28 protein-coding genes and 1 riboswitch are annotated in these 26,484 nt (G+C 66.2%); of the genes, 11 read left to right on the top strand and 17 right to left on the bottom strand.

What is annotated here, in order from left to right; all coding sequences use genetic code 11:
* Positions 1-4: 4 nt before the first annotated feature.
* Positions 5-805, bottom strand: coding sequence for an ABC transporter permease (locus VGN82_RS16895; protein ID WP_327529163.1), 801 nt, complete (start codon positions 803-805; stop codon positions 5-7).
* Positions 806-903: 98 nt separating this feature from the next.
* On the bottom strand, positions 904-1,956 hold the full coding sequence (locus tag VGN82_RS16900; RefSeq protein ID WP_327528205.1) for an ABC transporter ATP-binding protein: 1,053 nt from the start codon (positions 1,954-1,956) through the stop codon (positions 904-906).
* Between the two features lie 179 nt (positions 1,957-2,135).
* On the opposite strand from VGN82_RS16900, the gene VGN82_RS16905 reads away from it, so the two are divergent.
* From VGN82_RS16905 to VGN82_RS16920, 4 genes are all read left to right on the top strand, one after another.
* Complete coding sequence (locus tag VGN82_RS16905; RefSeq protein WP_327528206.1) at positions 2,136-2,954, top strand: IclR family transcriptional regulator; 819 nt, start codon at positions 2,136-2,138, stop codon at positions 2,952-2,954.
* Positions 2,955-3,015: 61 nt separating this feature from the next.
* Positions 3,016-4,122: a DUF3616 domain-containing protein gene (locus tag VGN82_RS16910; protein WP_327528207.1), complete on the top strand. Its 1,107-nt coding sequence runs from the start codon at positions 3,016-3,018 to the stop codon at positions 4,120-4,122.
* Positions 4,123-4,222: 100 nt separating this feature from the next.
* Complete coding sequence (locus VGN82_RS16915; RefSeq protein WP_327528208.1) at positions 4,223-4,537, top strand: Rdx family protein; 315 nt, start codon at positions 4,223-4,225, stop codon at positions 4,535-4,537.
* A 147-nt stretch (positions 4,538-4,684) separates the two neighbouring features.
* Positions 4,685-5,029: a YbhB/YbcL family Raf kinase inhibitor-like protein gene (locus VGN82_RS16920; RefSeq protein ID WP_327528209.1), complete on the top strand. Its 345-nt coding sequence runs from the start codon at positions 4,685-4,687 to the stop codon at positions 5,027-5,029.
* Positions 5,030-5,041: 12 nt separating this feature from the next.
* Here the strand turns inward: VGN82_RS16920 and VGN82_RS16925 are convergent, their stop codons facing one another.
* The 6 genes from VGN82_RS16925 to VGN82_RS16950 all read right to left on the bottom strand — a co-directional run bounded on the left by VGN82_RS16925 (position 5,042) and on the right by VGN82_RS16950 (position 9,299).
* Positions 5,042-5,647, bottom strand: a complete 606-nt coding sequence (locus VGN82_RS16925) for a thiamine phosphate synthase (RefSeq protein WP_327529164.1) — start codon at positions 5,645-5,647, stop codon at positions 5,042-5,044.
* Between the two features lie 14 nt (positions 5,648-5,661).
* Positions 5,662-6,450 carry a thiazole synthase gene (locus VGN82_RS16930; protein WP_327528210.1) on the bottom strand — a complete coding sequence of 263 codons (789 nt, stop codon included), beginning with the start codon at positions 6,448-6,450 and terminating at the stop codon, positions 5,662-5,664.
* 16 nt (positions 6,451-6,466) lie between these two features.
* The gene (gene thiS, locus VGN82_RS16935) at positions 6,467-6,664 is read right to left on the bottom strand and encodes a sulfur carrier protein ThiS (protein WP_327528211.1); all 198 of its coding nucleotides are present in this window, start codon (positions 6,662-6,664) and stop codon (positions 6,467-6,469) included.
* The gene (gene thiO, locus VGN82_RS16940) at positions 6,648-7,682 is read right to left on the bottom strand and encodes a glycine oxidase ThiO (RefSeq protein ID WP_327528212.1); all 1,035 of its coding nucleotides are present in this window, start codon (positions 7,680-7,682) and stop codon (positions 6,648-6,650) included. The genes thiS and thiO overlap by 17 nt, the downstream gene beginning before the upstream one ends.
* Before the next feature lie 46 nt (positions 7,683-7,728).
* Positions 7,729-7,829: riboswitch (TPP riboswitch) on the bottom strand.
* Positions 7,830-7,882: 53 nt separating this feature from the next.
* Entirely contained in the window at positions 7,883-9,001 is a 1,119-nt protein-coding gene (locus VGN82_RS16945; protein ID WP_327528213.1) for a mandelate racemase/muconate lactonizing enzyme family protein, read from the bottom strand.
* A 127-nt stretch (positions 9,002-9,128) separates the two neighbouring features.
* A complete protein-coding gene (locus VGN82_RS16950) occupies positions 9,129-9,299 on the bottom strand; it encodes a hypothetical protein (RefSeq protein ID WP_327528214.1) in 171 nt (56 codons plus the stop codon).
* 429 nt (positions 9,300-9,728) lie between these two features.
* Here VGN82_RS16950 and VGN82_RS26490 point away from each other — a divergent pair, with 429 nt between their 5' ends.
* Positions 9,729-9,992: a hypothetical protein gene (locus tag VGN82_RS26490; protein WP_414644314.1), complete on the top strand. Its 264-nt coding sequence runs from the start codon at positions 9,729-9,731 to the stop codon at positions 9,990-9,992.
* A 301-nt stretch (positions 9,993-10,293) separates the two neighbouring features.
* Positions 10,294-10,818 (top strand): hypothetical protein, encoded by a 525-nt coding sequence (locus VGN82_RS16960; RefSeq protein ID WP_327528215.1) that lies wholly within the window; start codon positions 10,294-10,296, stop codon positions 10,816-10,818.
* 58 nt (positions 10,819-10,876) lie between these two features.
* On the opposite strand, the gene VGN82_RS16965 is transcribed toward VGN82_RS16960, so the two are convergent.
* The 3 genes from VGN82_RS16965 to VGN82_RS16975 form a co-directional block, all read right to left on the bottom strand.
* Positions 10,877-11,371: a L,D-transpeptidase gene (locus VGN82_RS16965; RefSeq protein WP_327528216.1), complete on the bottom strand. Its 495-nt coding sequence runs from the start codon at positions 11,369-11,371 to the stop codon at positions 10,877-10,879.
* 228 nt (positions 11,372-11,599) lie between these two features.
* The gene (locus VGN82_RS16970) at positions 11,600-12,193 is read right to left on the bottom strand and encodes a protein-S-isoprenylcysteine O-methyltransferase (RefSeq protein WP_327528217.1); all 594 of its coding nucleotides are present in this window, start codon (positions 12,191-12,193) and stop codon (positions 11,600-11,602) included.
* Positions 12,190-13,494, bottom strand: coding sequence for an RBBP9/YdeN family alpha/beta hydrolase (locus tag VGN82_RS16975; RefSeq protein WP_327528218.1), 1,305 nt, complete (start codon positions 13,492-13,494; stop codon positions 12,190-12,192). The genes VGN82_RS16970 and VGN82_RS16975 overlap by 4 nt, the downstream gene beginning before the upstream one ends.
* A 27-nt stretch (positions 13,495-13,521) precedes the next feature.
* On the opposite strand from VGN82_RS16975, the gene VGN82_RS16980 reads away from it, so the two are divergent.
* Entirely contained in the window at positions 13,522-14,061 is a 540-nt protein-coding gene (locus tag VGN82_RS16980; protein ID WP_327528219.1) for a hypothetical protein, read from the top strand.
* A gap of 38 nt (positions 14,062-14,099) precedes the next feature.
* Here VGN82_RS16980 and VGN82_RS16985 read toward each other — a convergent pair whose 3' ends face one another.
* The 6 genes from VGN82_RS16985 to VGN82_RS17010 all read right to left on the bottom strand — a co-directional run bounded on the left by VGN82_RS16985 (position 14,100) and on the right by VGN82_RS17010 (position 22,744).
* Positions 14,100-14,870: an SDR family NAD(P)-dependent oxidoreductase gene (locus VGN82_RS16985; protein ID WP_327528220.1), complete on the bottom strand. Its 771-nt coding sequence runs from the start codon at positions 14,868-14,870 to the stop codon at positions 14,100-14,102.
* Between the two features lie 19 nt (positions 14,871-14,889).
* On the bottom strand, positions 14,890-16,218 hold the full coding sequence (locus VGN82_RS16990; protein WP_327528221.1) for an NAD(P)/FAD-dependent oxidoreductase: 1,329 nt from the start codon (positions 16,216-16,218) through the stop codon (positions 14,890-14,892).
* 47 nt (positions 16,219-16,265) lie between these two features.
* Entirely contained in the window at positions 16,266-17,462 is a 1,197-nt protein-coding gene (locus tag VGN82_RS16995) for an NADH:flavin oxidoreductase/NADH oxidase (RefSeq protein ID WP_327528222.1), read from the bottom strand.
* 36 nt (positions 17,463-17,498) lie between these two features.
* On the bottom strand, positions 17,499-19,526 hold the full coding sequence (locus tag VGN82_RS17000; RefSeq protein ID WP_327528223.1) for a hydantoinase B/oxoprolinase family protein: 2,028 nt from the start codon (positions 19,524-19,526) through the stop codon (positions 17,499-17,501).
* Entirely contained in the window at positions 19,523-21,571 is a 2,049-nt protein-coding gene (locus VGN82_RS17005; protein WP_327528224.1) for a hydantoinase/oxoprolinase family protein, read from the bottom strand. The genes VGN82_RS17000 and VGN82_RS17005 overlap by 4 nt, the downstream gene beginning before the upstream one ends.
* A 117-nt stretch (positions 21,572-21,688) precedes the next feature.
* Positions 21,689-22,744, bottom strand: a complete 1,056-nt coding sequence (locus VGN82_RS17010; protein WP_327528225.1) for an extracellular solute-binding protein — start codon at positions 22,742-22,744, stop codon at positions 21,689-21,691.
* 300 nt (positions 22,745-23,044) lie between these two features.
* Between VGN82_RS17010 and VGN82_RS17015 the strand changes: the two genes are divergently transcribed.
* The 4 genes from VGN82_RS17015 to VGN82_RS17030 are packed head-to-tail and all read left to right on the top strand — an operon-like array spanning position 23,045 to position 26,477.
* Positions 23,045-23,671, top strand: a complete 627-nt coding sequence (locus VGN82_RS17015) for a cupin domain-containing protein (protein ID WP_327528226.1) — start codon at positions 23,045-23,047, stop codon at positions 23,669-23,671.
* Between the two features lie 9 nt (positions 23,672-23,680).
* Complete coding sequence (locus VGN82_RS17020) at positions 23,681-24,760, top strand: ABC transporter ATP-binding protein (protein WP_327528227.1); 1,080 nt, start codon at positions 23,681-23,683, stop codon at positions 24,758-24,760.
* Positions 24,757-25,644, top strand: coding sequence for an ABC transporter permease (locus tag VGN82_RS17025; protein WP_327528228.1), 888 nt, complete (start codon positions 24,757-24,759; stop codon positions 25,642-25,644). The genes VGN82_RS17020 and VGN82_RS17025 overlap by 4 nt, the downstream gene beginning before the upstream one ends.
* Entirely contained in the window at positions 25,641-26,477 is an 837-nt protein-coding gene (locus VGN82_RS17030; protein ID WP_327528229.1) for an ABC transporter permease, read from the top strand. The genes VGN82_RS17025 and VGN82_RS17030 overlap by 4 nt, the downstream gene beginning before the upstream one ends.
* Positions 26,478-26,484 lie beyond the last annotated feature (7 nt).

The raw sequence follows: 26,484 nt of genomic DNA on the forward strand, positions 1-26,484 counted from the left end.
CTCCTCAACCCAGAGCGCGGCGGGCGCGCGCCTCGACCATGCGGTTGTAGCCGAGCATGATGGCGAGGTTGGCGACGAGCACGACGATGGCGATGGCAGCGCCAAGCGGCCAGTTCAGCTCGTGCATGTATTCGTCATAGACCAGCGTCGCCGCCATCTTGAGACGGCGCCCGCCGAGCAGGCCGGGGATCGCGAAGGCGCTGGCCGAGAGGCCGAAGACGAGCAGGCTGCCCGAGAGCGCGCCGAGCGAGACCTGCGGCAGCACCACGCGGCGCAACGCAGTGAAATGCGACGCGCCGAGCGTCAAGGCCGCCGCCTCGACCATCGGATCGAGCTTCTGCAGCGCGGTCCAGACCGGAATGACCATGAAGGGCAGCATGACGTGGACGAGCGCGACCACGATCGCCGTCTCGGTGTAGAGCAGCCGTATCGTGCCCAAGCCGAGCGCCTGCAGCGTCTGATTAACCAGACCGGTCGAGCCCAGCAGCATGCTCCAGCCGAAGGCGCGGACCACGACCGAAACCAGCAACGGGCCGATGATCACGAGCAGGAACACCGAGCGCCAGGGGTCGCGCATCCGGGACAGGATGTAGGCCTCGGGCAAGCCGATCAGCGCGCAGATCAAGGTCGTCAGCGCGGCGACCCGGAGTGTGCGCCAGAAGATGCCGAGATAGTAGCTGTCCGAGAAGATCGCGCTGTAATGCGCCAGCGTGAACTCGCTCTTGATGCCGGTCGTGTGGTCATAGGCGTGGAACGACAGGATGACCGTCAGGATCAGCGGCAGCACCACCAGCCCGAGAAACATCAGCGCGCCGGGGCCGACAAGCAGCCAGGGAGCGGGATTGGCACGTCGCGCGGGCGACTGGGCCGGATCCGCTCCGGCTACGCTCGGGCTCGCGGCGCTCACGCTGCAGCTCCCGCGAGCGCATCGACCTTGAGGCTGGCCGGCGCCCAGGAGAGCGAGACCTGCGCTCCTTCCGCCGGGGGCTCGCCACCCTGGTTCGGGACGGAGACCGTGAGCGGGCCTGCCGGCGTCTCGACATTGAACAGCCAGTAACTGCCGAGGAAGAAGCGTGCGGCGATGCTTCCATCGAGGACGCCCTGCCCAGCCTGCGCCAACAGGATCTTCTCCGGGCGCAGCGACAGCGACACCGCCCTGCCCTCCGCGAGGGTCGCCGGCTCGCTCGGCAAGGCGAGCCCCGAGACCTCGGCGCGGCCATTGCGCCAAACGCCCTCGATCCGGTTCATCTTGCCGACGAAGGAGGAGATGAAGGCGGTCGCCGGCCGCTCATAGAGGCGGTAGGGCGCATCGATCTGCGTCATCGCGCCCTGCTCCATCACGACGACGCGGTCGCTGATCGAAAGCGCCTCGGCCTGGTCATGCGTCACCATGATCGTCGTCGTGCCGACGCTGCGCTGGATGCGGCGGAGCTCGAACTGCATCTCCTCGCGCAGCTTGGCGTCGAGGTTCGAGAGCGGCTCGTCGAGCAGGAGCACCGGCGGCTCGATGACGAGTGCGCGGGCGATCGCGACGCGCTGGCGCTGGCCGCCCGAGAGTTGGCGCGGATAGCGCTCTGCCATGGCAGAGAGATGAACCAGGCCGAGCATCGCGGCAACGCGGCGATCGCGGTCCGCCTTGCCGACCTTGCGCATCTCCAGCCCGAAGGCGACGTTCTCCGCCACGGTCATGTGCGGGAACAGAGCATAGCTCTGGAAGACGATGCCGAGCCCGCGCTTGTTCGGCTTCTCATGGGTGATGTCGCGCCCGTCGAGCGTGATCCGCCCGCTCGTCGGCTCGACGAGCCCTGCAATCATCTGCAGCGTCGTGGTCTTGCCGCAGCCCGAGGGACCGAGCAGCGAGACGAACTCGCCCTGGGCGACGCTGAGATCGACATCGCGCACGGCGGCGAGGTCGCCATAGATCTTGCTCAGCGATTGCAGCGTCAGAAAGCCCATCGGCACCCTCGGATACGGGCCTCCGGAGCTGATCGAACCGGACGCCGGCCTGCGATGCCCCGAAGGAGACGCAGGCGACACAAATCCGTCAATCGCCAATTTCATATTGGAGAATTTATATCGAGATAATTCTCCTATATAGAATTATTGATCGATTCAATTGCGCATCGTTTCATGCAATGACCGACACAAGCGAACCTCAATCGAGTCTCCAGCGTGCCCTTCGCCTCCTGCGCATCGTAGCGGCGGGCGATGCAGCCGGGATGCGCCTGAAGGACATCGCCGCGGCCGCCGGCTGCGGCCAGCCCAGCGCGCACCGGGCGCTGCGCGACCTGATGGCGGAGGGCTTCGTCGAGCAGGTCGCGGGCGGGAAGCGCTACCGCCCGGCGCTCGATTTCTTCGTCCTGGCGGCGCGCGCCGGGCAGGCCGGTGGCCTGCGTGAACTGGCACGGCCGGCGCTGCTGCGGCTCTCGGCCACGCTGAGCGACACCATCTTCCTGCTCGTGCGCAACGGCTATGACGTGGTCTGTCTCGACCGGATCGAGGGCCCCTTCCCGATCCGCTCGTTCACCGGGGACATCGGCGGCAAGGTGCCGCTCGGCATCGGCCAGGGCAGTCTCGCGATTCTAGCGCATCTGCCGGAGGGCGAGCGGGAGGCCGTGATCCGCTTCAACATGCCCCGCCTGCTCGATCGCGGCTTCCTCGACGAGGCTGCGCTGCGTTGCGCGCTGGCGATGGCGCGTGAGCAGGGCTGGGTCAACCTCAACACCGGGCTTATTCCCGGCATGGCCGGCGTCGCGGTTCCGGTCTTCGATGCGGAGGGGCGTGCCGTCGCGGCGCTCAGCATCGGGACCCTGGTCGAGCGTCTCCGCGAGGATCGGCTGCCCAACGTCGTCGCAATCCTGCGGACGGAGGCAGAAGCGCTCGGCGCGAAGCTCAACCCCTTCGACATGGCGCTGCGCTATCCCTCACGGAGCCTGAGCGCGGTGACGGGCTAAAGGCCGCTTTCCCGAAAGACGGAACCGCCATAAGGTTTCGCAATCTATAAGGGCACTAGATATGATCACGCATCTTTTGCGAGCAACGCTCGTCCTGCTTGTGCTCACGCTGCCGGGCCCGCCCGGATCCGCCGCCGCAGCCGAGCCGCCTGCGCTCAGGCCCCAGGCCGGTCCGTTGGATGCTGGCTCCGGCTTCGCCTTCCCCAAAAAGCAGAACAAGACGCGCCAGTCCCTGAGCGGCATCGCCTGCCCGGGCGTGCCGGCCGCGCCGGGCCTGTGCCTCGCCGTGTTCGACGAAGGCGGCGAAGCGCGCTACGTCACGATCGAGACCTCAGCGATCAAGCCCGAGGCCGAGCGTGTCGCACTGCTCCCCGGCAAGGTCGAGCTCGATGGCGAGGCGGCCGCGACCGACGGGCAATTCTATTACGTGACCGGCTCGCACAGCGCCAAGCGCGGCGATTGCGCGAGCAATCCCGAAAGCCGGCACCTGTTCCGCTTCAGGCTCGACCCTGCGACTGGCCGCGGCCAGCAGGACAAGGCCGGCAAGCTGGTCGATTTCGCCGATACGGGCGCGCTCTGGACCGTGATGAGCAGCGTAGCGGGGTTGAAGGAGCATGTCGGCGAGGCGATGTGCCTGGGAACGGAGCCGCCCAAGGACGCGCAGCATTTGAAGGGCAGGAACGGCGTGAATATCGAGGGGATGACGGTCCGCGGGGGACGGCTCTATTTCGGATTCCGCGGACCGGTCGACAAGGACGGCGCCAAGATTCTCTCAGTCAAGGCAAACGAGCTGTTCGGAGGCGGCAATGCTGCGCCGGAGCTGTTCACGGTCGCACTCGGCAAGGGTCGCGCGATCCGTGATCTCATCGCGGTCAGCGACGGCATTCTCGTGCTTGCCGGCCCGGACGACGACAAGAGGAACGAGAAGCTGAGCTACACCGTCTCGCGCTGGAACGGTGCGAACGGCAACGACAACATCAAACCGCTGGCGACGCTCGACCTCGGCAGTGTGCCGCGACGAGACTGCGAGGAGAAGATCGAGCTCAAGGACATCAAACCCGAAGCGATCACCGTGCTCGCTGACAAGCCGGGCGAGGCCTACCAGGCGATCGTCTTTTCCGATGGGCTCTGCGATGGCGGGGGGCTGCGCTTCAGCATTCCGCGCTGATCAAGCCCGCTGCGCTGGTCCGCCATGCCGCAGGACGCTTGCCTTCAGGGGTCGAAGCATGGTCTCGAAAGCCAGCTTCCGACCCTGAAGGCAGAGTGCCATGACCGAAACCGCTCCCAACCCCGGCCCCCGTATCGCGATCACCTATTGCTCGATGTGCCAGTGGATGCTGCGCGCCACCTGGCTCGGCCAGGAACTGCTCTCGACGTTCGGGCAGGATATCGGCGAGATCGCGCTGATCCCGCGCACCGGCGGCATCTTCCAGATCCACTACAATGGCGAGCTGATCTGGGACCGCAAGGAGGATGGCGGCTTCCCCGACTCCAAGGTGCTGAAACAACGCGTGCGCGACCGGCTCGACCCCGAGCGCAGCCTCGGCCATGTCGACGGGCACGTCTCGAAAGTGGAAGCCTGAAGGGCTCGACAGCGCGAGCGACTCTTCTACTCTCAAACCGCCGTAGCGTCGCCAGCCGACAGAACGGTCAATGGCTCCCGATCAGCAAGGCCTTCCCGGATGCGCTTGAGACGACACCTTGTTTCCCTCGGTTTCGCCGCTGCCGTGATGGCAGCCAACTCCTCCGCCCATGCCTTCTCGGCGTCGTTCACCTGGAGTGGTATCGGCGCCTGTGGCGGCACCTCGCCGGCGTTCACCATCCGCAGCGCGCCGAAAGGCACCGCCTCGCTCAGGTTCGCGATGCGCGACTACGACGCGCCGAACTTCCGCCATGGCGGCTCGACCGTCGGCTATGATGGCAAGGGTCGGGTTGCCCAGGGAGCAATCAGCTATGTCGGCCCTTGCCCGCCCCCGGGCCAGACGCATCGCTACATCTGGACCATCGAGGCCGTCGACGGCTCGGGGAAGGTTCTGGGGCAGGCCGAGGCAGAAGGCCGTTTTCCGCTGCGTTGAGGGCTGGCTTCGCTAGATGCGGTTTCGCGTCGCCTCGACCCAGGCCTTCAGCCGCGTCTCGGGATCGGCATTCAGAGTGATATCGGTCACCGCCGCGACGATGTCGGCGCCGGCCTCAAAGACGCCCGGGGCGCGCTCCAGCGAGATACCGCCGATGCCGACCAGCGGGATCGCGCCGAGACGGCGCTTCCATTCGGTCACGCGCTCCAGCCCCTGCGGGCCCCATTTCATCGCCTTCAAGATCGTCGGATAGACGGGACCGAGCGCGACATAATCCGGCTGCGTCGCCAGCGCCCGCTCCAGCTCAGCCTCGTCATGGCTGCTGACGCCGAGCTTCATCCCTGCCTTGCGGATCGCGGCAAGGTCGGCGCTATCGAGGTCCTCCTGGCCGAGATGGACGAAGCCGCAGCCCTCGGCGATCGCGAGCCGCCAATAGTCGTTGACGACGAGGACGCAGCCGGCCTCGGCGCAGAGCGCCTTGGCGCGAGCGATTTCGCGCGCCGTCTCGACCTCGCTCCTGTCCTTGATGCGCAACTGCACCAGCTTCACGCCGAGGGGCAGCATGCGTTCGAGCCAGTCGGCGCTGTCGAAGATTGGGTAGAACGGATCGAGCTTCATCGCAGCGAGCACCTTCACGAGAGGAATGCCTTGCCCATCACAGGCGTCGAGGGAGCGGCCATGTCGCGCGCCTCGATCGGCTGCGCTCGATAAGCCTGTCGCCCGGCCTCGATCGCCATCGCGAAAGCCTCGGCCATCAGCGCCGGATCGCCAGCCTTGGCGACGGCCGTGTTCAGCAGGATCGCGTCATAGCCCAGCTCCATCGCCTGCGCCGCATGGGACGGCAGGCCGATCCCGGCATCGACGACCAGCGAGATATCCGGGAAATGCTGGCGCATGGTGCGCAGGCCGTAGGGATTGTTCAGACCGCGGCCCGAGCCGATCGGCGCGCCCCAGGGCATCAAGACCTCGCAGCCGGCATCGAGTAGGCGCCCGCCGACGACGATGTCCTCGGTGGTGTAGGGAAAGACCTGGAAACCGTCGTCGCTCAGAATCCGCGCCGCCTCGATCAGCCCGACGACGTCCGGCTGGAGCGTGTCGTCCTCACCGATGACCTCGAGCTTGATCCAGTCGGTCCCAAAAACCTCGCGCGCCATCTGGGCGGTGGTGACGGCTTCCTTGACCGTGTGGCAGCCGGCCGTGTTGGGCAGGACGCGAACGCCGAGCTCACCGATCAGAGACCAGAAGGCCTGGCCTGCACCGCCCTCGCCCGTCAGGCCCTGGGCGGCTTCCCGCCTGAGCGAGACCGTCACGACCTCGACGCCGGAACGCCTGACGGCATCGGCCAGGACGGCCGGCGACGGGTATTGTGCCGTGCCGAGGAAGAGCCGGCTCTGCGGCTCGAAGCCATAGAAATCTTTCATTTGTGGCTTTTGCATCTCAGCCACCCTGCATCGGTGCGACGACCTCGATGCGGTCGCCCTCGGCCAACCTGACGGCCTCGCGCTTGCGCGCCGCTACGAATTCGCCATTGACGGCCGTCGCCACGATCTTGCCGGCATAGCCGAGTTCGGCCAGCGCTTCGGCCAGCGTCGCGGCCGCGACCTCCTGCGGCTCCCCGTTAAGCAGCAATGTCATGCAACATCTCCGGATTGGCGGCTGGATCGAGCACGGCGTCGGCGGCCATCCGCGCCATGGCGGGACTGAGCAGGAAGCCGTGACGATAGAAGCCGTTGACATGGATCACCCGGCCGCGGCGCGTCAGCCGCGGCAGGTTGTCGGGAAAGGCCGGGCGGACATCGACGCCGATCTCGACCACCTCGGCCTCGCCGAAGGCGGGGTGCAGCGCATAGGCCGCGCCGAGTAGCTCGAGCATCGAGCGGGCCGAGATGCGGCCGCGATCGGCACTCTCGATCATGGTGGCGCCGACCATGAAAAGCCCGTCCGCACGCGGCACGACATAGAGCGGAATGCGCGGATGGAGCAGCCTGACCGGGCGCGACAGCGTGATGTCGCGGCTGCGCAGCAGCAGCATCTCGCCCTTGACGCCGCGCAGATCGGCGAGCGCATCGCGGGCCGCGAAGCCGCGGCAGTCGAGCACGGCATCGCCGGCCAGATCCGAGGCTTGCGCCTCGCTGCCGAAATGGATGCGGCCGCCCAGCGCCCTCACCCTGTCGGTCAGGCCTGCGAGGGCCAGCCGCGGATCGAGATGCGCCTCGCCTTCGAAGAAGAGGCCCTTGGCGAAGCGCCCGGCGAGATCGGGTTCGAGTGCCGCGATGCCGTCGCCGTCAGTCTCTGCGAAATGCGAGGTGCGCTGGCCGAAGCGCCGGAGTTCGGAACGGTCCCGGCTCGGCGCCAGCACCAGCGTGCCCTTGCAAACCACGCCCTCGACATGGCGCTGCCACCAGCCGGCCGCCTCCTGGCCCAGGCGGATGACGGGTTCCTCGGCGCTCTCGCCTTCACACCAGGGCGCGAGCATCCCGCCGGCATGCCATGAACAGGCGCGTTCACCGGCAAAGGCGCCGCGCTCGTGGATGTCGACGCTCGCACCACGGCTGAGAAGCTCAACCGCGCAGGCGAGGCCAACGACGCCAGCGCCGACAATGCCGACATGAGCCGGCTGGCGTTGAGCTGGATACGTGGACTGATGTGCCATGCCATTCCCATTGGCCCGGGAAGGCAACGGCCATGGCGTGACGAGCGACGAGCCGATGACCGTTCCCTTCGCCGGCATTACCCGGATCAGGTTCGATGGGTTGGTGCATCAGCACCTCTCAGCCTCGCGGCACCCCAACGGATCGGTAGAAGTCTAGGCTCGAGAGCCTAACGGAGCAAGCCGTCAGGCGCAGGGGCTTGTCAGAGCAGCGGCTTGGCAAAACGTGAAAACGCCTCCGCCGTGGGTGTCGTGCCGGCGCCGGGCTTCTGCGGCTTCAGGAAGCAGCCGTCGACGACATCGGCCGGCTCCTCGAAGGCGTCCTTGATCCAGGGTATGTATTCGAGGACGGGCGTGGCCTGATGCCAATAGGCGAGATGGACATGCACCTGGCTCATCTCGCCGGCATGGGGCGCCACCGGCAGGCGGCTTGCCAGCGCCAGATCCGCGACCTGGATGTATTCGGTGATGCCGCCGAGCCGGGTCACGTCGGGCTGGACGAAGTCGATCGCATCGGCCGCGATGAAGGCGCGGAAGGCATCGAGCGAATAGAGCTGCTCGCCGAGCGCGACCGGGATCGAGGTCGAGCGGGCGAGCGCGGCGTGCGAGCCGACATCGTCATACCAGAGCGGCTCCTCGAACCAGAAGATGTCGAGCGGTTCGGCGCGGGCGCAGAAGCGGCGGCAGGTCGGCAGGTCCCATTTGCCGTTGCCGTCGATGGCGAGCGTAACATGGGAGCCGACGGCCTGGCGCACTGCCTCGAGCCGGCCGATGTCGATGCCCGGGTCGGCATGACCGACCTTGACCTTGATGCGGTGGAAGCCGTCGCGCTCGACCGCCTTGCGGCAACCGTCGACGAGTTGGTCCTTCGGGATCGAAAGCCAGCCGATATCGGTGTTGTAGGCCTCGAGCCTCGGCTTGCTGGCGCCGCCGAGCAGATGCCAGAGCGGCACGCCAGCCTTCTTCGCCTTGAGATCCCAGAGCGCGACATCGACGGCGGCGAGCGCGAGCTGGGTTATGCCGGCGCGGCCGACCCATTGCAGGGCCGGATGGCGGGCGAGCTTCAGCCAGAGACGATTGCTCTCCGAGGCGTCCTCGCCGATCAGCAACGGCGCATAGCAGTCGCGGATGCAGGCGGTGATCAGCCGGTCCGACGGCAGGTCGGCATGGGTGCCGGTGAAGCCGTAGCCCTCGAGCCCATCCTCCGTGACGATCTTCGTGCCGACCACGCCCCAATGACTGATGCGATGGGTCGAATCCGCGATCGAACCACCCGTGACCGGGATGTGCAGGATGAAGGGCTCGATACTGGCAATGCGCATGCTGGTCCTCCCGACTCCGTTCGCGGCCGGAATCGGCCATGACGGCTTGTTGCGAGAAGTTCGACCACAGGATGCCGGCCGCTTCAACGGCTCCCGGGCACACCGGGCAGCGTCGACCCGGGCCCGATCATTCCACCTCGAACGTCTCGGCGATCACTGTCGCCGGGCGCCAATGCGTTGGCTGCCAGGTCAGCTCCACCCCGGTCTCGTCCAGCCACACCGGGGCAACCGCCGCGATGTCCAATGCCCGCCGCGGAAAGCTGCACCAGGCACGCGCCTGCTTGTCGCCATCGGTCACCTCCACAACCTGGCTTGATCCACGCCGCGCGCGAGGCGTGCCTATCGTCCATCCACCGCTCATCATCTCCCCTGTGCCCTTTGGCGCATGCGTCTTTCCCGAAGCAACTTTTGAGCCGCGACCTTGCGTCGGGCTGGCCGTGCTGCTGCCGATGCGACGCCAAGGCCAGCCCCATCCCGCCCCACGCCGAACGCCGCGGCTTTCGCGACCAGAACCGCTCGCGTTCCATTTCGTCCATGATTTCGTTTGTGAATTTCGAAGGCGGGGACCGAAATGCCGGCGCTCTCAATCGGAGAATACAGAATGCGGAGCACTATCTTCAGGCTGACGGCTCGCACGACCGCGGAGCGCTGCCGCCGGTCTGTTCGCGATAATCGGAAACCATAATTGCCGGAGCCATCGGGGTACTCCCGCTGCCCCATTGAAATCATGGAACCCATCTGGAATACTCGACGTTGTGTTGGGCAGGCTGCCCAGCACAGCAAAATTGACACAGTGTTGCGCATCCGCACTAGCAGTCGAACTGCTTTCATCCATAGTTGGGCTGTTCTTAACGAGGGCGAATCGATGAAAAAGCTTCTTGTGTTGACCGTAGCTGTTGCGATGATGGGCGTCGGTGGGTGCGCTTCGATCGGCAAGGGCAAAGGCAAGGCTCCGCCGCCGGCAGCCGCGCCGATCGTGACGAAGGGCTGAGCCCAAAAAACGGAAAACGGCCGGTCTGACCGGCCGTTTTCTTTTCTACTGCCTGTACTTGCATCTGGTCGCATGATGACGCGGATGACGTACGGATATTATATCGTGGAAGCAGGAGGCAGCGATGCGGCTTAACCTGACTCATCGGGCGCGCTCTTGGATGCTTGCCGCCTGTGCCGCCGGCCTGGTCTGCGCCGGCTCATCGCTGCAGGCCCGCGCTCAACCCGCCACGGTCTATCCCGGCGACGATCAAGGGATTGTCACGCAAGAGACCGGGTCGCTTGGGCGAAACTCGCATCGCGTGGCGCGGCGGCAGGCTCAGCAGAGCACCGGCGCCTATTTCGTCGAATTCCGCTCGCGCTATGCGCTGAGCTATGGCCACACCTTTCTCGTCCATGGCCGACTGAACGCGCGAGGCGAAGTCGGACAGGTCACAGCAAGCCAGGTCGCTGGCCTGCATCCAGCCGGCGACGGTCCCGAAATGTGGTCGGTCGGGCATGTGCTGCCGGTGCCGGCCGAGACCGGCGCCAGCGATGGAGACACCGAGGACGAGTACATTTCTGCGCGGTTCCGGGTGGTGCTGACCGAGGAGCAGTATCGGCGTATCGCTGCCCATATCAGGCAGAAGCAGAAGAACTCCCCGACCTGGCATGCAGTGCTGTACAACTGCAACCGATGGGTCGGCGAGATCGCGCAATACATGGGACTGGAAGCGCCGGGCAACACGATGCTCTATCCGGCCGACTACATCAACAGCCTCAAGGCGTTGAACAGCAACGGCAGAAGCGGCCAGGCCGCCGCCTTCTCGGCCGAACGCAACAATTGAGCGAAAGCTTGTCCCGGCCCTTCATGCCGCCCATGAGGGCCGGGTCGTCGGTCGACCGTCAGCGCTGGACGATGACCGGGGTGCCGACCCCGACGCGTTCGAAGAGGTCGATGATGTCTTCATTGCGCATCCGGAAGCAGCCATAGGACGCGAACGTCCCGACGCTTTCCGGGCGATTGGTGCCGTGGATCGCATATTGACCGCCGCCGGAGAGCGTCAGCGCGCGAGCGCCCATCGGATTTCGCGGCGAGCCGCCCGGGATCACGTCCGGAAGCGCCGGGTTGTCACGCTTGATCTCGTCGGGCGGGGACCACGCCGGCTCGACATGCTTGCCGTCGATCTCCACTTCGCCGAGCCACTGCTTGGAGGCCTTTCCAACAGCGACCTGATAGCGGATGGCAGTGCCATCGTCCCGCACCCAGTACAGGCGCCGCTCTTTCGTCTTGATGATGATCGCACCGGGTGCAGCATTCCCCTTAAAGGCAACAACTTCGCGCGCCTCGGTCGGAAGTGCGATCATCAGAGCAGCCAATGCAACGCTGATCCTGAGCATATTACTCAAGCCCCCTGCCTCGTTCAGAACTCACACGAACCTAGCAAATAAAGGTATCGATCTCCTCTACGCGAGACGCGACGCTTATGGCAAGGTTGCTCGGCAACCGGCGCGAACTCACGCGCCAGGTCCGGCCGGCTCTGCACCAACGTCCCGAGGGTCTCCTGCCTCGTTTCTGCGAGCAAGGCTCTCATGCGGTGACGAGAACCCGAGAATCCTACGCTCCGATCACGATCCGCTGAACAGCCGCGGGACGACACGGCCGGTTCGAGCCATGTACTCGCTATACTCCGCGCCGAAGCCCTCGACCATGAGACGCTCCTCCTGACCGACGCGAAAGAAATAGAGCGTGCCGAAGCCGATCAGGCCCGACAATCCGGCGACGAAATTGGGCAGGAGCAGGGCCTGCGCGATCGCCCAGAGCCAGAAGGCCGAATACATCGGATGACGGACGTAGCGATAAACGCCGCCGGTGATCAGGCGATGGCTTTCCCGCAGATCGAGCGACACCGACCAGTTTCGGCCGAGCGCGCGATGCGTGAGGTGAAACAGAACGAGCGCAGCCGGCGCGACGATCGTGCCGATGACGGCAAGGAGCGGCTGGAACGGATAATTAGCGAAGCGCGGAAATCCCGTCGCGACATAGATGAAGGGCAGCAGTCCGAGCCCCGTGAACGAGATGCTGAGCAGCGCGATCTCGCGCGCCCCGCGCGCGCTGCGGGAAATCGGCGTCCGGCGCGAGCGCCGTTCATGGGGGATGCGGATGATGTACCAGCCGACGGCAAGCAGGACGTAGACGGCCTTGGCGATGGTGAGCGTCATTGCCTGGCGGCCTCGGTCGGATCGTTCTGCATCGGTGCGGGCGAAGGCGAAATTCGTCCTTCGGAATCGAGGGCTAGCATGGCGCCTTCCTGTGATCGGGCCTGCTGTTCAGCGCTGAAAGGCCCGCAGGTCAACATGAAATAGTCATAGGGCGCGCGCCGGTCGTTGCCCCTGACGAATTGGCAATGCATCCGGTACCAGTTCCTGCGGATGCGCGGATAGCGCGCAGGGTCGAGCATGCGCCTGATGCTGACGCTGCGGACGAGCGGCGAGCCCGTCGGCGGAAGCCCCATCTCCGCGAGCGGATCGCTGTCATAGAAGTTCATCACGTCCGAACGCGCCTGGTAGTCGGCCCAGAACACGGCGCGGGCGGCACTGACGCGCGCGACCGCGGCACGGAAGCGGGCGGCCGCCCCGTGAAGCCCGATCTTCAAGGTGGACGACCCGACCGTGAGCAGCACGACGCGGGGCGTGCGATCCGATTGCCCCAACCCGGCCTGGATCGCGCGATCGAGCAGGTCAATGGCGAGCACGGCACCGAGGCTGTGCGCGACAATGACGATTTCATCCGGCGCGTCAGCGTGCGCCGGGCCGGCGAGTTCGAGAGCCACGCGCTGCAACCGATCGTCGAGCACGGGGTCGCCCCAGCGAATATAGCGGCGCGAAAAGATCCAGTCGTCGAACAGCAGCCCGAGGAAGACCAAGCGCTCCGCCAAGCGAAACAGAACGACGAAAACGCCGATGCCGACGCCCAGGCCGGCCAGAGCGGAACCGGTCGCCCGCGCCATGCCCGCTCCACCGAGGAAGGCGAACAGGCCGACCGCCGCCAGAATCAGGAACGGGTAGAGGAAGAACATCGCATAGCGCCAGCTGGTGCGCAGATAGCGGAGGAGCGCGCCCGCCAGAACAAAGTCGAGGAACGCCAGCACGCCGCCCGACACGCGCCGCCACATCGGCCTTGCGGCCTCTGCCTCGACCACGTCGTCCCAGCGCAACAGGCGGAACTCCGTCTCGACCCGCCAATCGGGGCCGGTCGTGGCCACCTGCCACGTCGCCAGATCGGCGCCGACGACGGGCTCCGACGATACTGCGGATACCCCCCACGTGCTTTCGAAACGCCGCAACTCCCTGGCGAGGCGGCCATGCACAGCGTCCGGGCGCGCATGGTCATACCCGCAGATATGGTAGACTCGGCGTCTCGATATCCTCGCGTCCGTCATCCTCGGCTGCCCTGTCGCGAATGCGAAACCTGCGCAATTTTTGTTAGTGGATTGCCGGCGCTCGCGCCAGCGAGCAGCCATCTGCAGACTTCCCCGCGGGATACCCCGATGCCGTCGACTCCTGACGCACAGGTGGATTTTTCGTGCCTCGACCCCGACAAAGCCCTGCCCGTCGCCGCGAGACGCCGAGGATCTTGGCATTTTGGCGGCGATTGGGCGACGTTTCCCGCAATCCACCGATTTCGCGCGAGCGAAACCGCGCCAGGTAAATTGCCATCGCCGATGTCGGGCGATCAGCCGGCATGGAGCGGCGCGGTGCGAGACGGTGTGACCCGTGTCACAGACGCTGATCGCGCAAACTCGCACCAAAGAGCAACCATCGGCCGATCCAGGCGGTGGCTTCATCGTTGGGAGCGCAAGATGCACATCTCCAATCGCGACTTCCTTGACGTCATCAAGCACCTGCGGCGCCGTCTGGCGATCGGGCAGATCCTGCGCGAGGAGTATCTCTACGAGGTTCACGGCCCGTTTGTCGCCGTCGCGCCCGCGCAATCGCCTCGCTCCTCGTTGAGGCGCCTGAGCGACAGGCTATCGTCCTGGACTAGCGGCCATGCAGGCTGGAATCGCCAACGCCGTACCGCGCTGTAGCCGGCCGTGCCGTGTGCCACCGAACGGGGCGGCTTGGTTCAGCGGCCACCGATGCGTTGCAGCGGTCGCCCTGCCAGGAAGCCGCCATCGACGACGAGGCACTCCCCGTTCACGAAGTCAGCGGCGGGCGAAAGCAGGAACGACACCGCGCCGGCGATGTCCTGGGGCCGGCCGATGCGCCCGCGCGGGATCATGGTCCGGAACTGATCGCGATAGCCGTCCGAGAACTGGCCTTCGCGAACTTCGACAAGACCGGGCGCAACGGCGTTCACGCGCAGGTCGAGCGACTGGAACTCGAGCGCGAGTCCTTTGGTCAGCATCACGACGCCGGCCTTGGACGCGGCGTAGGGCACCGCGCCGATGCGGGCGGAGAAGGCCGAGGTCGAGGCCAGGTTGACGATGGCGCCGCCGCCACCCTGCGCCTTCCGACGCCGCGCGAAGGCCTGGCAGGCGAAGAACGTACCCTTGAGGTTGACGTCGAGCACGCGGTCCCAGTCCTCCTCGCTGAGCTCGAGGGCAGGCGTATCGGGATAGATGCCGGCATTGTTGACGAGGCCCACGGGCTCGCCGAGTTCGGCCGCCGCCGCTTCCAGGACGGCCGCGATGTTGCCTGGCGAACAGACGTCGAGACGATAGGCGCGGGCCGCAGCCCCCTCGGCGGCAAGCTCCGCCGCCACCGCCTGGACCTCATCGAAGGCGACATCGGCGAGAGCGACGCCAAACCCTTCGCCTGCCAGAGCCTCCGCAATCGAGCGGCCGATGCCGCGCGCCGCGCCGCTGATGAAGATGACCTCACCGGAAGCCGTCATGGCCCATTCCTCTCAGGGGTCAGAACTTGCCGTCGGGCCGCAGCCGCGTGCCGTCATGCAGGCGCGAATAGCGGAAGGGCTTGAGATCGACCGCAGGCTTGCCGCCGGTGACCATCTCCGCCACCGCCTCCCCCGTGCCCGGTCCGATGCCGAAGCCATGGCCGCTGAACCCCGTCGCGATGAAGAAGCCGGCCATGGCATCGACCGGCGAGATGACCGGAATGAGGTCCGGCATGGAATCGATCGCGCCGCCCCAGCTATCGGCGATCCCGAGCGAAGCCAGCTCGGGGAATGTGGTGTGAAACTCGGCGATCGCGCGCCCAAGCAGTTCCATATCCGCGGGCGGATCGATGATGCGCTTCTTCTCGAAAGGCGAGACCTGGTCGCCACTCCAGCGCGCGGCGAAGAGCTCGTCGAAGAATGGCTTGCCGAAGCGGATCTTCAGCCCCTTGCGACGCTGCAGATACATCGGCAGGAACTTGAGGCCGTAGCGCAGCAGCGCCGGCGTGAGATGCACGGTGCCGCGCCCGCTCATCGCGACGGTGTAACCGTCATCGGTGCGCCTGCGAACGGCGAAACCCGGCGTCGCGACGCATTCGCCGATGATTTCCGGTCCAGCCGTCGTGCGAGCTACCGAACCGTGGACGACCGCCTGAGGCAGATCGATCCCGTGGCGGCGGCAGAACAACGACGACCAGGCGCCCCCCGCGCAGAGCACCGTGCCGGTATGGATCGTGCCGCGCTCGGTGACGACGCCGGCGACGTGGCCGGCCGCCGTCTCGATCAGACGCGCGGCGCAGTTCTCGAGCACGACGGCGCCGCGCTGGCGTGCGGCGCGGGCGAGGAAGGGTGCGGCCTTTGCCGGTTCGGCGCGCCCGTCCGAGGGCGTGAACAGCCCGCCGAGCCAGCGTTTCTTGCTGCCGGGGGTGCGGGCCTGGGCCTCGGCCGCGGTCAGGATCTGGCTATGGACCTGATATTGCTGCGCCCCGTCACGCCAGCGCTCCCAGCCGGCCAGTTCGGCAGGATCGTCGGTGACGAAGACGACGCCGGTGCGGCGGAAGCCGAGATCGGCGCCGATCTCATCCGGCAGACTCTCCCACAGCTCGAGGCTCCGGCGTGCGAGCCCGAGTTCGTTGAGGTTTCGTCCCTGCTGGCGGCACCAGCCCCAATTGCGGCTCGACTGTTCGGCTCCGACGAACCCCTTCTCGAGGACGACGGTGGAGATGCCCTTTCGCGCCAGGAAATAGGCGGTCGAGATGCCGGCGATGCCGCCGCCGATGATCACGACGTCGGCGGCAGCCGGAAGGACGGTGTCGGTTTCGATGCGTTCGAGAGGCTGGTGCAGCATGGGCTCACGGGCCTGACGCCCGTCCTTGGTGGTGACAGGCAGGGGGCTCAGCCTTCGACGCCGATGCGCTCGCGCAGTTGCAGCCACCAGCCATAGGAGGGCGGCCATTTCTCCCAGTCGGGATCGGTGCCAAGCGCCTGCGCGGCGTGGAGCGCCCAGTGCGGATCGGTCAAGGCCTCGCGCCCGATCGCGATGAGATCGGCCTGGCCCTTCTGCAGGATCGCCTCGGCCTGCGGGCCGTCGAGGATGACGCCGACGGCCATCGTCGGAACGCCGGTGTCGCGGCGGATCTGCTCGGCATAGGGCACCTGATGGCCGCGCTGAAGCTTCCGGCGCTGCTTCGCATAGTCCATCATCGAGTTTTCGGCGCGGATGCCTCCCGACGAGCAGTCGATCAGGTCGACGCCGCGCGCAGACAATTCACGCGCGAGCACGCAGCTATCCTCGATCGTCCAGCCATCGCTGCGATCGTCGAGATCCTTGCGCCAATCGACGCAGGAGATCCGGAAGAACAGCGGTTTGCCCTGCGGCCAGTGGCGGCGAATGCTCTCGGCAATTTCGAGCGCGAAGCGCATGCGCCCGGCGAGGTCTCCGCCATAGGCGTCGTCGCGCTTGTTGGCGACGGGGGATAGGAAGGAGTGGATCAGGTAGCCATGGGCGGCATGGACGTCGATGACGTCGAAGCCGGCCTCATTGGCGCGCCGCGCACCCTGGCCATAGGCCTCGACCAGCGCGGCGATCTCCTCGACGGTGAGCGCACGCGGCGCGCGCCAATGCGAGACCGAGCCCGTCGTCGTCGAGCTGACCGGCGTCCAGGGCACCTCGCCGCGAGCGGCCTCGACCTCAGTGAGGGAATTCAGCCCTTCCCAAGGGCGCTGGCGCGACGATTTCGGACCGGCATGGTGGAGCTGGGCGGCTGCGACGACGCCCTCGCCATGCAGGAAGTCGACGATCCGACGTAGCGGCGCGACCTGTGCATCGTCCCAGAGACCGAGATCGCCATAGGTGTTGCGGCCGATCGGGTCGATGATCAGGCCTTCGGTCATCACCGTGCCGGCGCCGCCGATGGCGTATTTGGCGAGGTGCTGGAAATGCCAGTCCGTCGCCCGCCCGTCAGGCGCGGCCTTGTACATCTGCATCGGTGCGATGACGATCCGGTTGGGGAAGGTCACGTCGCGCAGCCTGAAGGGGCTGAACAGCAGGGTCGATGCCTTGTTCGCATCCGATGCGGTGGCGGTGCTCATGATGCAGCCCCTTCACGTTGTCTGTTGCGGCGCCCGTCACTCGGCGGCGACGGGCACGACCGCGCCATCGGCGAAGGCGGAGGCTGGCGGCAGATCCTCGAAGCGTGCCGCCAGATCGCCATAGGCCGCGAGCAGTTCGCCTGTGCCGCCATCGCGGCCAGCCGTTCGGCCTTCCAGGACGCGGAAGAGCTCATGCTTGACGAAAAAGCGCCAGGTCACCGGCACCTCGCGCAAGATGCGCGTGAGCAGGGCATAGCGCGCCTTCGTCCAGACGCTCTCGAAGGCGACGCGGCCCGAGCCATGGCTGAAATGGTCCGTCGTCGCCGAAGCGGCCATTGCCTTGCGGAGCTTCGCGGTTTCCGCCTCGTCGACCGAGCCGTCGCCGTTCAGCGCGACGCCATAGCCGGCGCGAGCCTTGGCCACGCTGACGAAGCCGCAGCGCACGTCCTCGACGACCTTCTCGATAGGCCGCTCATGGGCCGGGCCGTAGCCGCCCGCGCCGGGTCCGATCAGCCGCAGCGTATCGCCGGGCTGGAGGGGCACGATGTCGGCATTGCGCAGTTCCTCCGGCGCAGGCCCATAGGGATTGCGCGTGAAGGTCGACTGGGCGCCGGGCTGGCCGCCCTCGACGCCCCAGGCGGAGATCATGCTGCGGTCGCGATTGCGGGCCGTCACCATGGATTGCGGTGCGAAGAGCTGGAATTCCATCAGCAGGGCCGAGCCGCCGCGATGCAGGCCGGCACCGCCGGAGTCCGGAACCAGCCCGTATTTGTGGATGCGGATCGGGATTTCGGACTCGCTGATCTCGACCGGCGTATTCTTCAGGAAGGACATGTTGGCGCCGCTGCCTTCGGCGCCATCCTCATAGGGGCCGCCGCCGGCGCCGCCACCGACCGGGCCGATCGAGGCCATGATCGTGCGCCCGCCGCGCGTGGTGGTGCGGACGTTGACGAGGCTCAAGCCGTTGCCGGGCGAGGCCGGCAGCTTGTCCGGCAGCGCTCGGGTGAAGGCGCCGACGATGACAGCCTGAAGCACGTTGCTGAGCAGGCTGCGCATGCCGACCGCCGCCGGGAACTCGCAGTTCACCACCGTGCCGCTCGGCAGGATCGCATCCAGCATCCTGACCGTTCCGGAGTTCAGGATGATCGTCGGGTCCAGCGTGTAGAGGACATAGACGAGGCCGACGGTGATCAGCGAATGGCGGGGATTGCCGCCGGTCGGCATGTTGAGCGACGAGACGAGCTGCGGGTCGGTGCCCGTGAAGTCGAAGAGCAACGTGTCGCCACGCACCTTCACCGTCAGGTTGATGCGAGCCGGATATCCGTTGGCTGCATCTTCGTCGGCATAGTCCGCGAATTCGTAATCGCCATCGGGAATCGTCGCGACCAGCGAGCGGGCCTGCTCCTCGGCATAGTCGAGGAGCTGGTCCAGGCCCGCCTTGAAAGCCTCGACGCCGAAGCGCTCGATGATGTCGTGAACCTTGCGCTCGCCGACCTTGAGACAGGCGAACTGGGCGTTGAGGTCGCCGCGGTTCTGCTCGGGCACGCGCACGTTCAGTTCCAGCGTGCGCACCATCTCCTCGTTCATCACGCCATCGCGGACGAGCAGGGTCGGCGGGATGCGGATGCCTTCCTGATGGACCTCGGTCAGGGTGCGCGAGAGCGAGGCCGGCACGGCGCCGCCGACATCGGTGTTGTGGATGTGGTTGCCGACGAAACAGACGAGCTCGCCGCCATGGAAGACCGGCGCCCAGAGATGCATGTCAGGCGAGTGCGTCGCGACATGACCGCTATAGGGGTCGTTCGTGCCGTAGACGTCGCCTTCGCGATAATCGTCGAACATCCGGATGACCGGGCCGTAATCGAGGCCGGTGTACCAGGTGGCGCCCATCGTCATTGGCGAGGCGACGGTCGCGCCGCGGCTGTTCATGAGCTGGCAGGAGAAGTCCTCGGTCTCCTTGACGAAGGTCGAGTAGGCCGTCCGCATCAGCGTGTAGCCCATGCTTTCGGCGGCCGCCGCGCAGTGATTGGCGAGGACCTGAAGAGTGGCCTTGTCGATGATCATGCTGCAGCTCCCAGTACGATCCGCAGATTGCCGAAGGTATCGACCGTGACATTGAAGCCGCCCGGCACGACGGTGGTGCAATCGTCCTGCGTGATGATGGCAGGGCCAGAGAAGCTCTGGCCGGCGAGGAGATCGGCACGCCGATACAGCGGCAGCGTGCGCTTGCCGCCATCGAGGAAGGCCTCGACGCTCCGGTCGGATTTCGCCGGACCGGGCCTGAGCTCGCTTTTCGGGAACTCTGGCTTCTCGGTCTTTCCGACGATGACGAGGCGGGCGGTAATGAGCTGGACGGGGGCGTCGCGGTCGGCGTGGCCATACATGCGCTCATGCGCGAGATGGAAGGCCTCGACCAGCGCGTCCAGCCGCCCCTCCTCGATCGCCGCGGCATCGAGGGACGCGTCGAGCTCGAAGGACTGGCCGCGATAGCGCATCTCGGCCGAGTAGATCAGCTCATGCGGACCGCCATAGCCCTGGTCGTCCTTCAGCCAGGACAGGGCAGCCTTGCGCAGTTCCGCGAAGGTCTGCTGCAGCACCGGCACCGCATCAGGGCCGACATCGAGATAGAGCGTGCGAATGAAGTCGTTCTTCAGATCGGCGATGAGCCCGCCCAGCGCACTGAGCACGCCCGGCGTCGGCGGCACGACGACCTCTCCCATCTTCAGCTCCCGCGCCAGGAAGCAGGCCATCATCGGGCCCGCACCGCCGAAGGCGAGCAGCGAGAGGTCGCGCGGATCGACGCCGAAGCGCGAGAGCAGTCCGCTGCACTCCGAATACATACCGGAGATCGAGATGTTGATGATCGCTTCCGCGGTCTCCTCGACCGAGCGGTCGATCTTGGCCGCCAGCTCGCCGACGGCCGTACGGGCCTTTTCGACATCGACGTGAACGGCGTTGTAGCCGAGGTCGGAATGGCCGACGAGACCGGTCGCGACGAAGGCGTCAGTGATGGTGGCACGCGTGCCGCCGCGCCCATAGCAGGCAGGGCCGGGCCGCGAACCCGCGCTCTCGGGCCCGACCTTCAGCACGCCGAGCCGATCGACCCAGGCGATCGAGCCGCCTCCCTCCCCGATCGAACTCACCGAGACGGACGGGATGAAGATCTGGAAATCGCCGATGCGCTCGCCGATGCCGTATTGCGGGGTGCCGTCCTTGATCAGGGCGACGTCGGCGGTCGTGCCGCCGATGTCGAGGCTCATGCAGCGCTCGATGCCGCACATCTCGGCGACGTAGCTCGCGCCAATGACGCCCGAGGCCGTGCCCGAGAGGATCATCTGCACGCATTGCTGCTTGCCCTGCTCGGCGGTCATGATGCCGCCGTTCGACTTGGTCAGGCGGGGATCGGCGGGGACGCCGACATCCTTCAGCGCCTGCTGCAGCGAGCCGAGATAATGCGAGACGCGCGGCTGGACATAGCCGCCGATCACCGCCGTCACGGTGCGCTCGTATTCACGAACGATCGGCCAGGTCTCGCTGGAGCAGAATACCGGCAGCCCGGGCGCGACACGCTCGATGATCGCCTTGGCCTGCCGCTCCTGTGTGCCGTCGCGATAGGCGTGCAGGAAGGAGATAACCACGCCCTCGGCGCCTGCGGCAACCGCATCCCGGGCGGCGGCCTCGACCGCGATCTCGTCGAGAGGCTCGGCGACGGAGGCGTCCGCCAGCATGCGGCCGGGGATGCCGAAGACCATGTCACGTGTGACGAGCGGCGCGGGCCGTTTCGAAAGCAGGCTGTACATGTTGGGAATTTTGAGTCGGGCCAGTTCGAGCACGTCGCGGAAATGCTCGGTGACGAAGAGGGCGAGCTTCAGCCCCTTGCGCTGAACGACAGTGTTCACGCCCACGGTGGTGCCATGGGTGAAGTAGACGATCTCCTCGGGCGGCACGTTGTAGCGCTCGGCCAGCCCCTTCACGCCCTCGATGACCTCGGCGCCCGGCTGATCGGGCCGCGAGAAGACCTTGAGAGAGCGCAGGGTCTTGGCCTGCTCGTCGAAGACAGCGAAATCGGTGAAGGATCCGCCGATATCGACCCCAACACGGTAGCCCATATGATCTACTCCGGCACACCGCCGGCACGTTCGCCGCGGGCGCTTGCTGGTTGATTGAGTGTCAGTGGTGCCTGCGCTCCCGGCCAATGGGCCGGAAGCGCGCTTGCTGGGACCGCCTCAGCGGCCGATCTCCTTGTTCCACTGCTCGAGCCACTTGGACTGGCGAGCGGGAATCTCGACGAAGGGAGGAATGACGATCTCGTCGATCTTGGTGATCTCGTGCGCGACCGCCTTGTCGTAGACCGCATCGACGTTGCCGGTGCCGTAGCGGACCTTGCTGCCGAAGCAGGACTGGCGCTTGGCATCGAGGGCGAAGTTGACGAAGTCGAAGCCGAGCGGCGAGCTGCCCTTGGCCTTCTGGATCCAGGTGATGCCGGCCATCGCGCCCGGAGCCGGCGTGACATAGCCGAAGCCCTGATTGCCGTCGTCGATGAAGGCCCAGGCGCGGCCGTCCCAATAGGCGGCCATGTCGATCTCGCCGCTCTTGAGATCGTTGAGGACCTGGTTCGGGTCGGTCCACAGCGTCAGATTGCGGCTGTCGAGCATACGCTTGGCCTGCGCGAGGCCAGGCGAAACGTTGTCAATGTTGCCGCCATAGAGCGTCGAGAGCTGGTAGACGATGAAGGGCGAGCCGCCGCCCGTGTAGTTGATGCTCGGAGCCGAGCTCTTCCACTTGCCGGCCACCGTGCCCTCGACGAACTCCTTCCAGTCCTTCGGCGGATTCTTGACCGTGGCCTTGTTGTAGATCAGGCCCATCGAGCCGTAGTTGTGGACGACGCCGTAGCCATCGCCGACATCGGTGAAGCGCTTGGCGATCTTGGCGAGGTTGGGCACCTTGTCGAGCGTGTATTTGTCGACGAGACCGCGGTTGATCGCGTCATGAGCGGCGTCGCTCGTCGTCATCATGACGTCGAGCGGCGGCTTGGTGGGGCTGGCCGCGATCTGGTTCAGCCATTGCGGCGGCGAGCCGAGCACGATCTCGACGCTCTTGCCCGTTTCCTTCTGGAACGGATCGACGACGCACTCCCGGAAGCTGCGCTCCCAGACGCCGCCGAATGCCCCTACGATCAGATCGGCGGCATTCGCCTGCCCTGCCAGACCGGCACTGCCGGCGATCATGCCGATGGCTGCCGCGAAGGACGCGGCACTCCGGCTGAAACCACGCATTGTCATGATTGCGATCCCCTCATTGTTGAACGGGTGTCGGGGTTCTGCGCCCGATCGCGTGACTATTCACTATCCTAAAAATCGTGGCAACGAATTTCATTGCCGCGATCGTGGGCGATCAGGATTGCGCTGAGCGTATGGCATCGATTTTGGCGAAAGATCGATATTTCGGCACAGTTGAATAGCATTTGAGCATCGATCCAGGTCGGGGCGCCGATATCATTGCGTTCAGGATCCCGGCCGTTGCGAGCGCCGTTCTTTTAAGATACTAAAATACCTGAACCGCCATCGACACAGAAGACGAGCGTGAACACGTCCGCCAACGCCCTGACCGCCCCCCACGCCGATGCGCCGACGAAGGCAGCCGAAGGCGACAGCGTCGGCGCCAAGATCCGCAAGAGCCGCCAGGCGGCCCGCATCTCGCTGCAGAAGCTCGCCGAACGCTCGGGCGTCTCGGTCGGCATGCTCAGCCAGGTGGAGCGGGACCTGGTCAATCCGTCGCTGCGCGTCCTGACGAGCATCCGCAACGCCCTCGGTCTGCCTGCCAGCGCCTTCTTCCAGGAGACGGCACAGCCCGCTCCCCGCGACCCGATGTTCGTGCGGCGCGCCCAGCAGAGGCCGCGCCTCGAACTCGGCTACATCAGCAAGGAACTGCTGTCGGCGGGCTCGCCGCACAATCTCCAGCTCATGATCCTGCACATCCCTGCCGGCAGCTCGTCCGGCGACAAGCCGATGCGCTACCAGGCCGAGAAGGCCGGACTCGTGCTCGACGGCGAGTTCATCCTGAAGGTCGCGGACGAGGAGTCCCATCTCAAGGAGGGGGACAGCTTCGTCTTCGACAGCTCGCTTCCCCACAGCTTCACCAACCCCGGCACGACCCCGGCCCAGGTCCTCTGGATCATCGGCTCCATCTCGGTCGACCGCCACGTGTAGAGGTATGGCATGATCAGCGTTCCGCTCGGCCTGCGCGGCATCAGCAAATCCTATGGGCAGGTGCAGGCTCTCAAGCCGCTCAGCCTCGAGGTTGCGGGCGGCGAGATGCTGGCGCTGCTCGGCCCCTCCGGCTGCGGCAAGACGACGACGCTGCGCGCCATCGCAGGGTTCGAGCAGCCGGACACGGGCGCGATCTTCATCGGCGACAAGGACGTCACCGAGCTGCCGCCGAACCGGCGCGACCTCGGCATGGTGTTCCAGAACTACAGCCTGTTCCCGCATATGACGGTCGGCGAAAACGTCGCCTTCGGCCTGAAGATGCGCGGCACGGCACGCGCCGAGCGCGACGAGCGTGCCCGCAAGCTGCTCGCCATGGTCAGGCTGGAGCAGTTCGGCGACCGGCAGATCCACCAGCTTTCAGGCGGACAGCAGCAACGTGTCGCGCTGGCACGCGCGCTCGCGACAGACCCCAAGATCCTGCTGCTCGACGAGCCGCTGGGAGCCCTCGACAAGAATTTGCGCGAGAGCATGCAGTTCGAGCTGCGCGCGATCCAGCGCCGGCTCGGGATCACCTCGATCCTGGTCACGCACGACCAGGAGGAGGCGCTGACGATGAGCGACCGCGTCGCCGTGATGTCGGCCGGGCAGATCGTCCAGATCGGCGCACCGGCGGAGATCTACGGGCGGCCGGCGACGCGCTTCGTCGCCGACTTTCTCGGGACCGCCAACGTCTTCTCGGCCACGGCCGTGGCCGAACAAGGGGCCGGCCTCTGGCGCGTGGCACTGAGCGGCGGCGAACCGATCGAGGTCGCGCTCACCGCGACGAAACCGCTTTCGCCGGGGCAGCAGCTGACCTTCGCCGTCCGCCCCGAGCGCCTGGCGATGGGCTCGCCCGAAGGCACGGGCCTGCCGGCCCGCATCCGCGACGTGGTGTTCCGCGGCTCCTTCCTGACCTATGAACTCGATATCGAGGGCCGCGACACGCCGATCTTCGTCTACAGCCAGGGCCGAACGGCAGCAGCCGCGGGAAGCACCGTCCGGCTGAACTGGGAACCCGATTGCGCGATCTTGCTGGAGGCCGGGGCATGACCGCGGTCGCCTCCATCGCGGCTCCGGCCGAAGGCGCTCCGCGCAAGCGCGGCCGCTTCCGCCTGGCCAGCCCGCTCTGGGCCGCCCCGGCCATCATCTTCCTGCTGGCCTTCCTGATCGTTCCGCTGTCGGCCAATCTGATCCGCAGCGTCACGCTCGGCGAGGCCGCACAGCAGCCCTTCGCCTATTACCAGAAGCTGCTGTTCGACGCCTATTACTCCGGCATCTTCCTGAACACCTTCAAGGTTTCTCTGATCACCACGGTCTGCACGCTGATCGTCGGCTATCCTGTCGCTTACTTCATGGTTCGCTATGCCGGCCGCTGGAACGGGCTGATCCTGTTCTGCCTGATCGCGCCACTGCTGACCTCGATCATCATGCGCACCTTCGGCTGGCGCGTGTTGCTGGCACGTCGCGGCCTGCTCAATGTCTGGCTCACGGATCTTGGCCTGATCGACCGGCCGATCGATATCCTGAACGACCCGATCATCGTCTATATCGGCCTGATTCATGTGATGGTTCCGTTCATGGTGCTGTCGATCACGGCGGTGCTGCAGGGCATCGATGTGCGCCTGGAGGAATCGGCGCGCGTGCTGGGCGCCGGACGCTGGCAGGCCTTTCGAAGCGTCACGCTCCCGCTCAGCCTCGACGGCATCGCGACCGGCTGCACACTGGTCTTCGTCATCACCAATGGCAGCTTCCTGACGATGCTGCTGCTCGGCGGCGGCAAGGTGCAGACGCTCTCGCTGCTGATCTACCAGCAGTTCAACCTGACGCAGGATGTCGGGTTCGCCGCGACCATGGGCAATGTGCTGCTTATCGCCGCGATGGCCTGCGTCGCGCTGCAGGGCCGCTTCCTCAAGCGCAAGGGGATCAAGGAATGAGCCAAGGAGCGAGCGATCTCAGCCTGACGCGCCGACGCCGCAAGCCGGACCTGCTGGCCTGGGGGCTCGGCCTCTGGGTCGCGCTGTTCATGACCTTCCTGCTGCTGCCGATCATCGCCGTGGTGGTGGTCTCCTTCTCCTCTGCGACCTACATCGCCTTCCCGATGCCGGGCCTGTCATTGCGCTGGTATGCGCGCATCTTCGAGTATCGCCCCTTCATCGACTCGCTGATCACCTCGCTGCAGATCGCGATCGGCTCGGCAGTGCTGGGCATCGCGATTGGCGTTCCCGCCGCGCTCTGGATCGCCCGTTCCCGGACCACATTCGCGGGGATGGCCGCCAACCTGCTGCTGGCGCCGCTCTCCGTGCCGGCGATCGTGCTGGGCTTCTCGCTGCTCTATCTGCTGTCGGCGCTCGGGTTGGGCATCTCGTTCAATGCTCTGCTGATCAGCCACACCGTCGTCTCGATCCCCTACATCACGCGGACCGTGCTGGCAGTCTATCGCGCGCTGCCGCCCGATTTCGAGGAGGCCGCGTCGGTGCTGGGCGCGACGCGCTGGCAGACCCTGCGCCACACGACGCTGCCGCTGATCCGGCCGGGCATCTTTGCCGGCAGCCTGTTTGCGGTGCTGATCTCGCTCGACAACCTGCCGCTGTCATTCTTCTTCGGCACGGCGCAGGCGAACACGCTTCCGGTGGTCATGCTGAGCTACATGCAGACGCAGTTCGACCCGTCGATTGCTGCGATCAGTACCGTCCAGATGCTGATCGCGGTCGTCGCGCTGCTCATCCTCAACGCGACCTACGGCATCGACAAACTGACGGCCGCATGAGGGTCGA

The organism is Allobosea sp. (assembly GCF_035999205.1).
GTDB lineage: Bacteria > Pseudomonadota > Alphaproteobacteria > Rhizobiales > Beijerinckiaceae > Allobosea.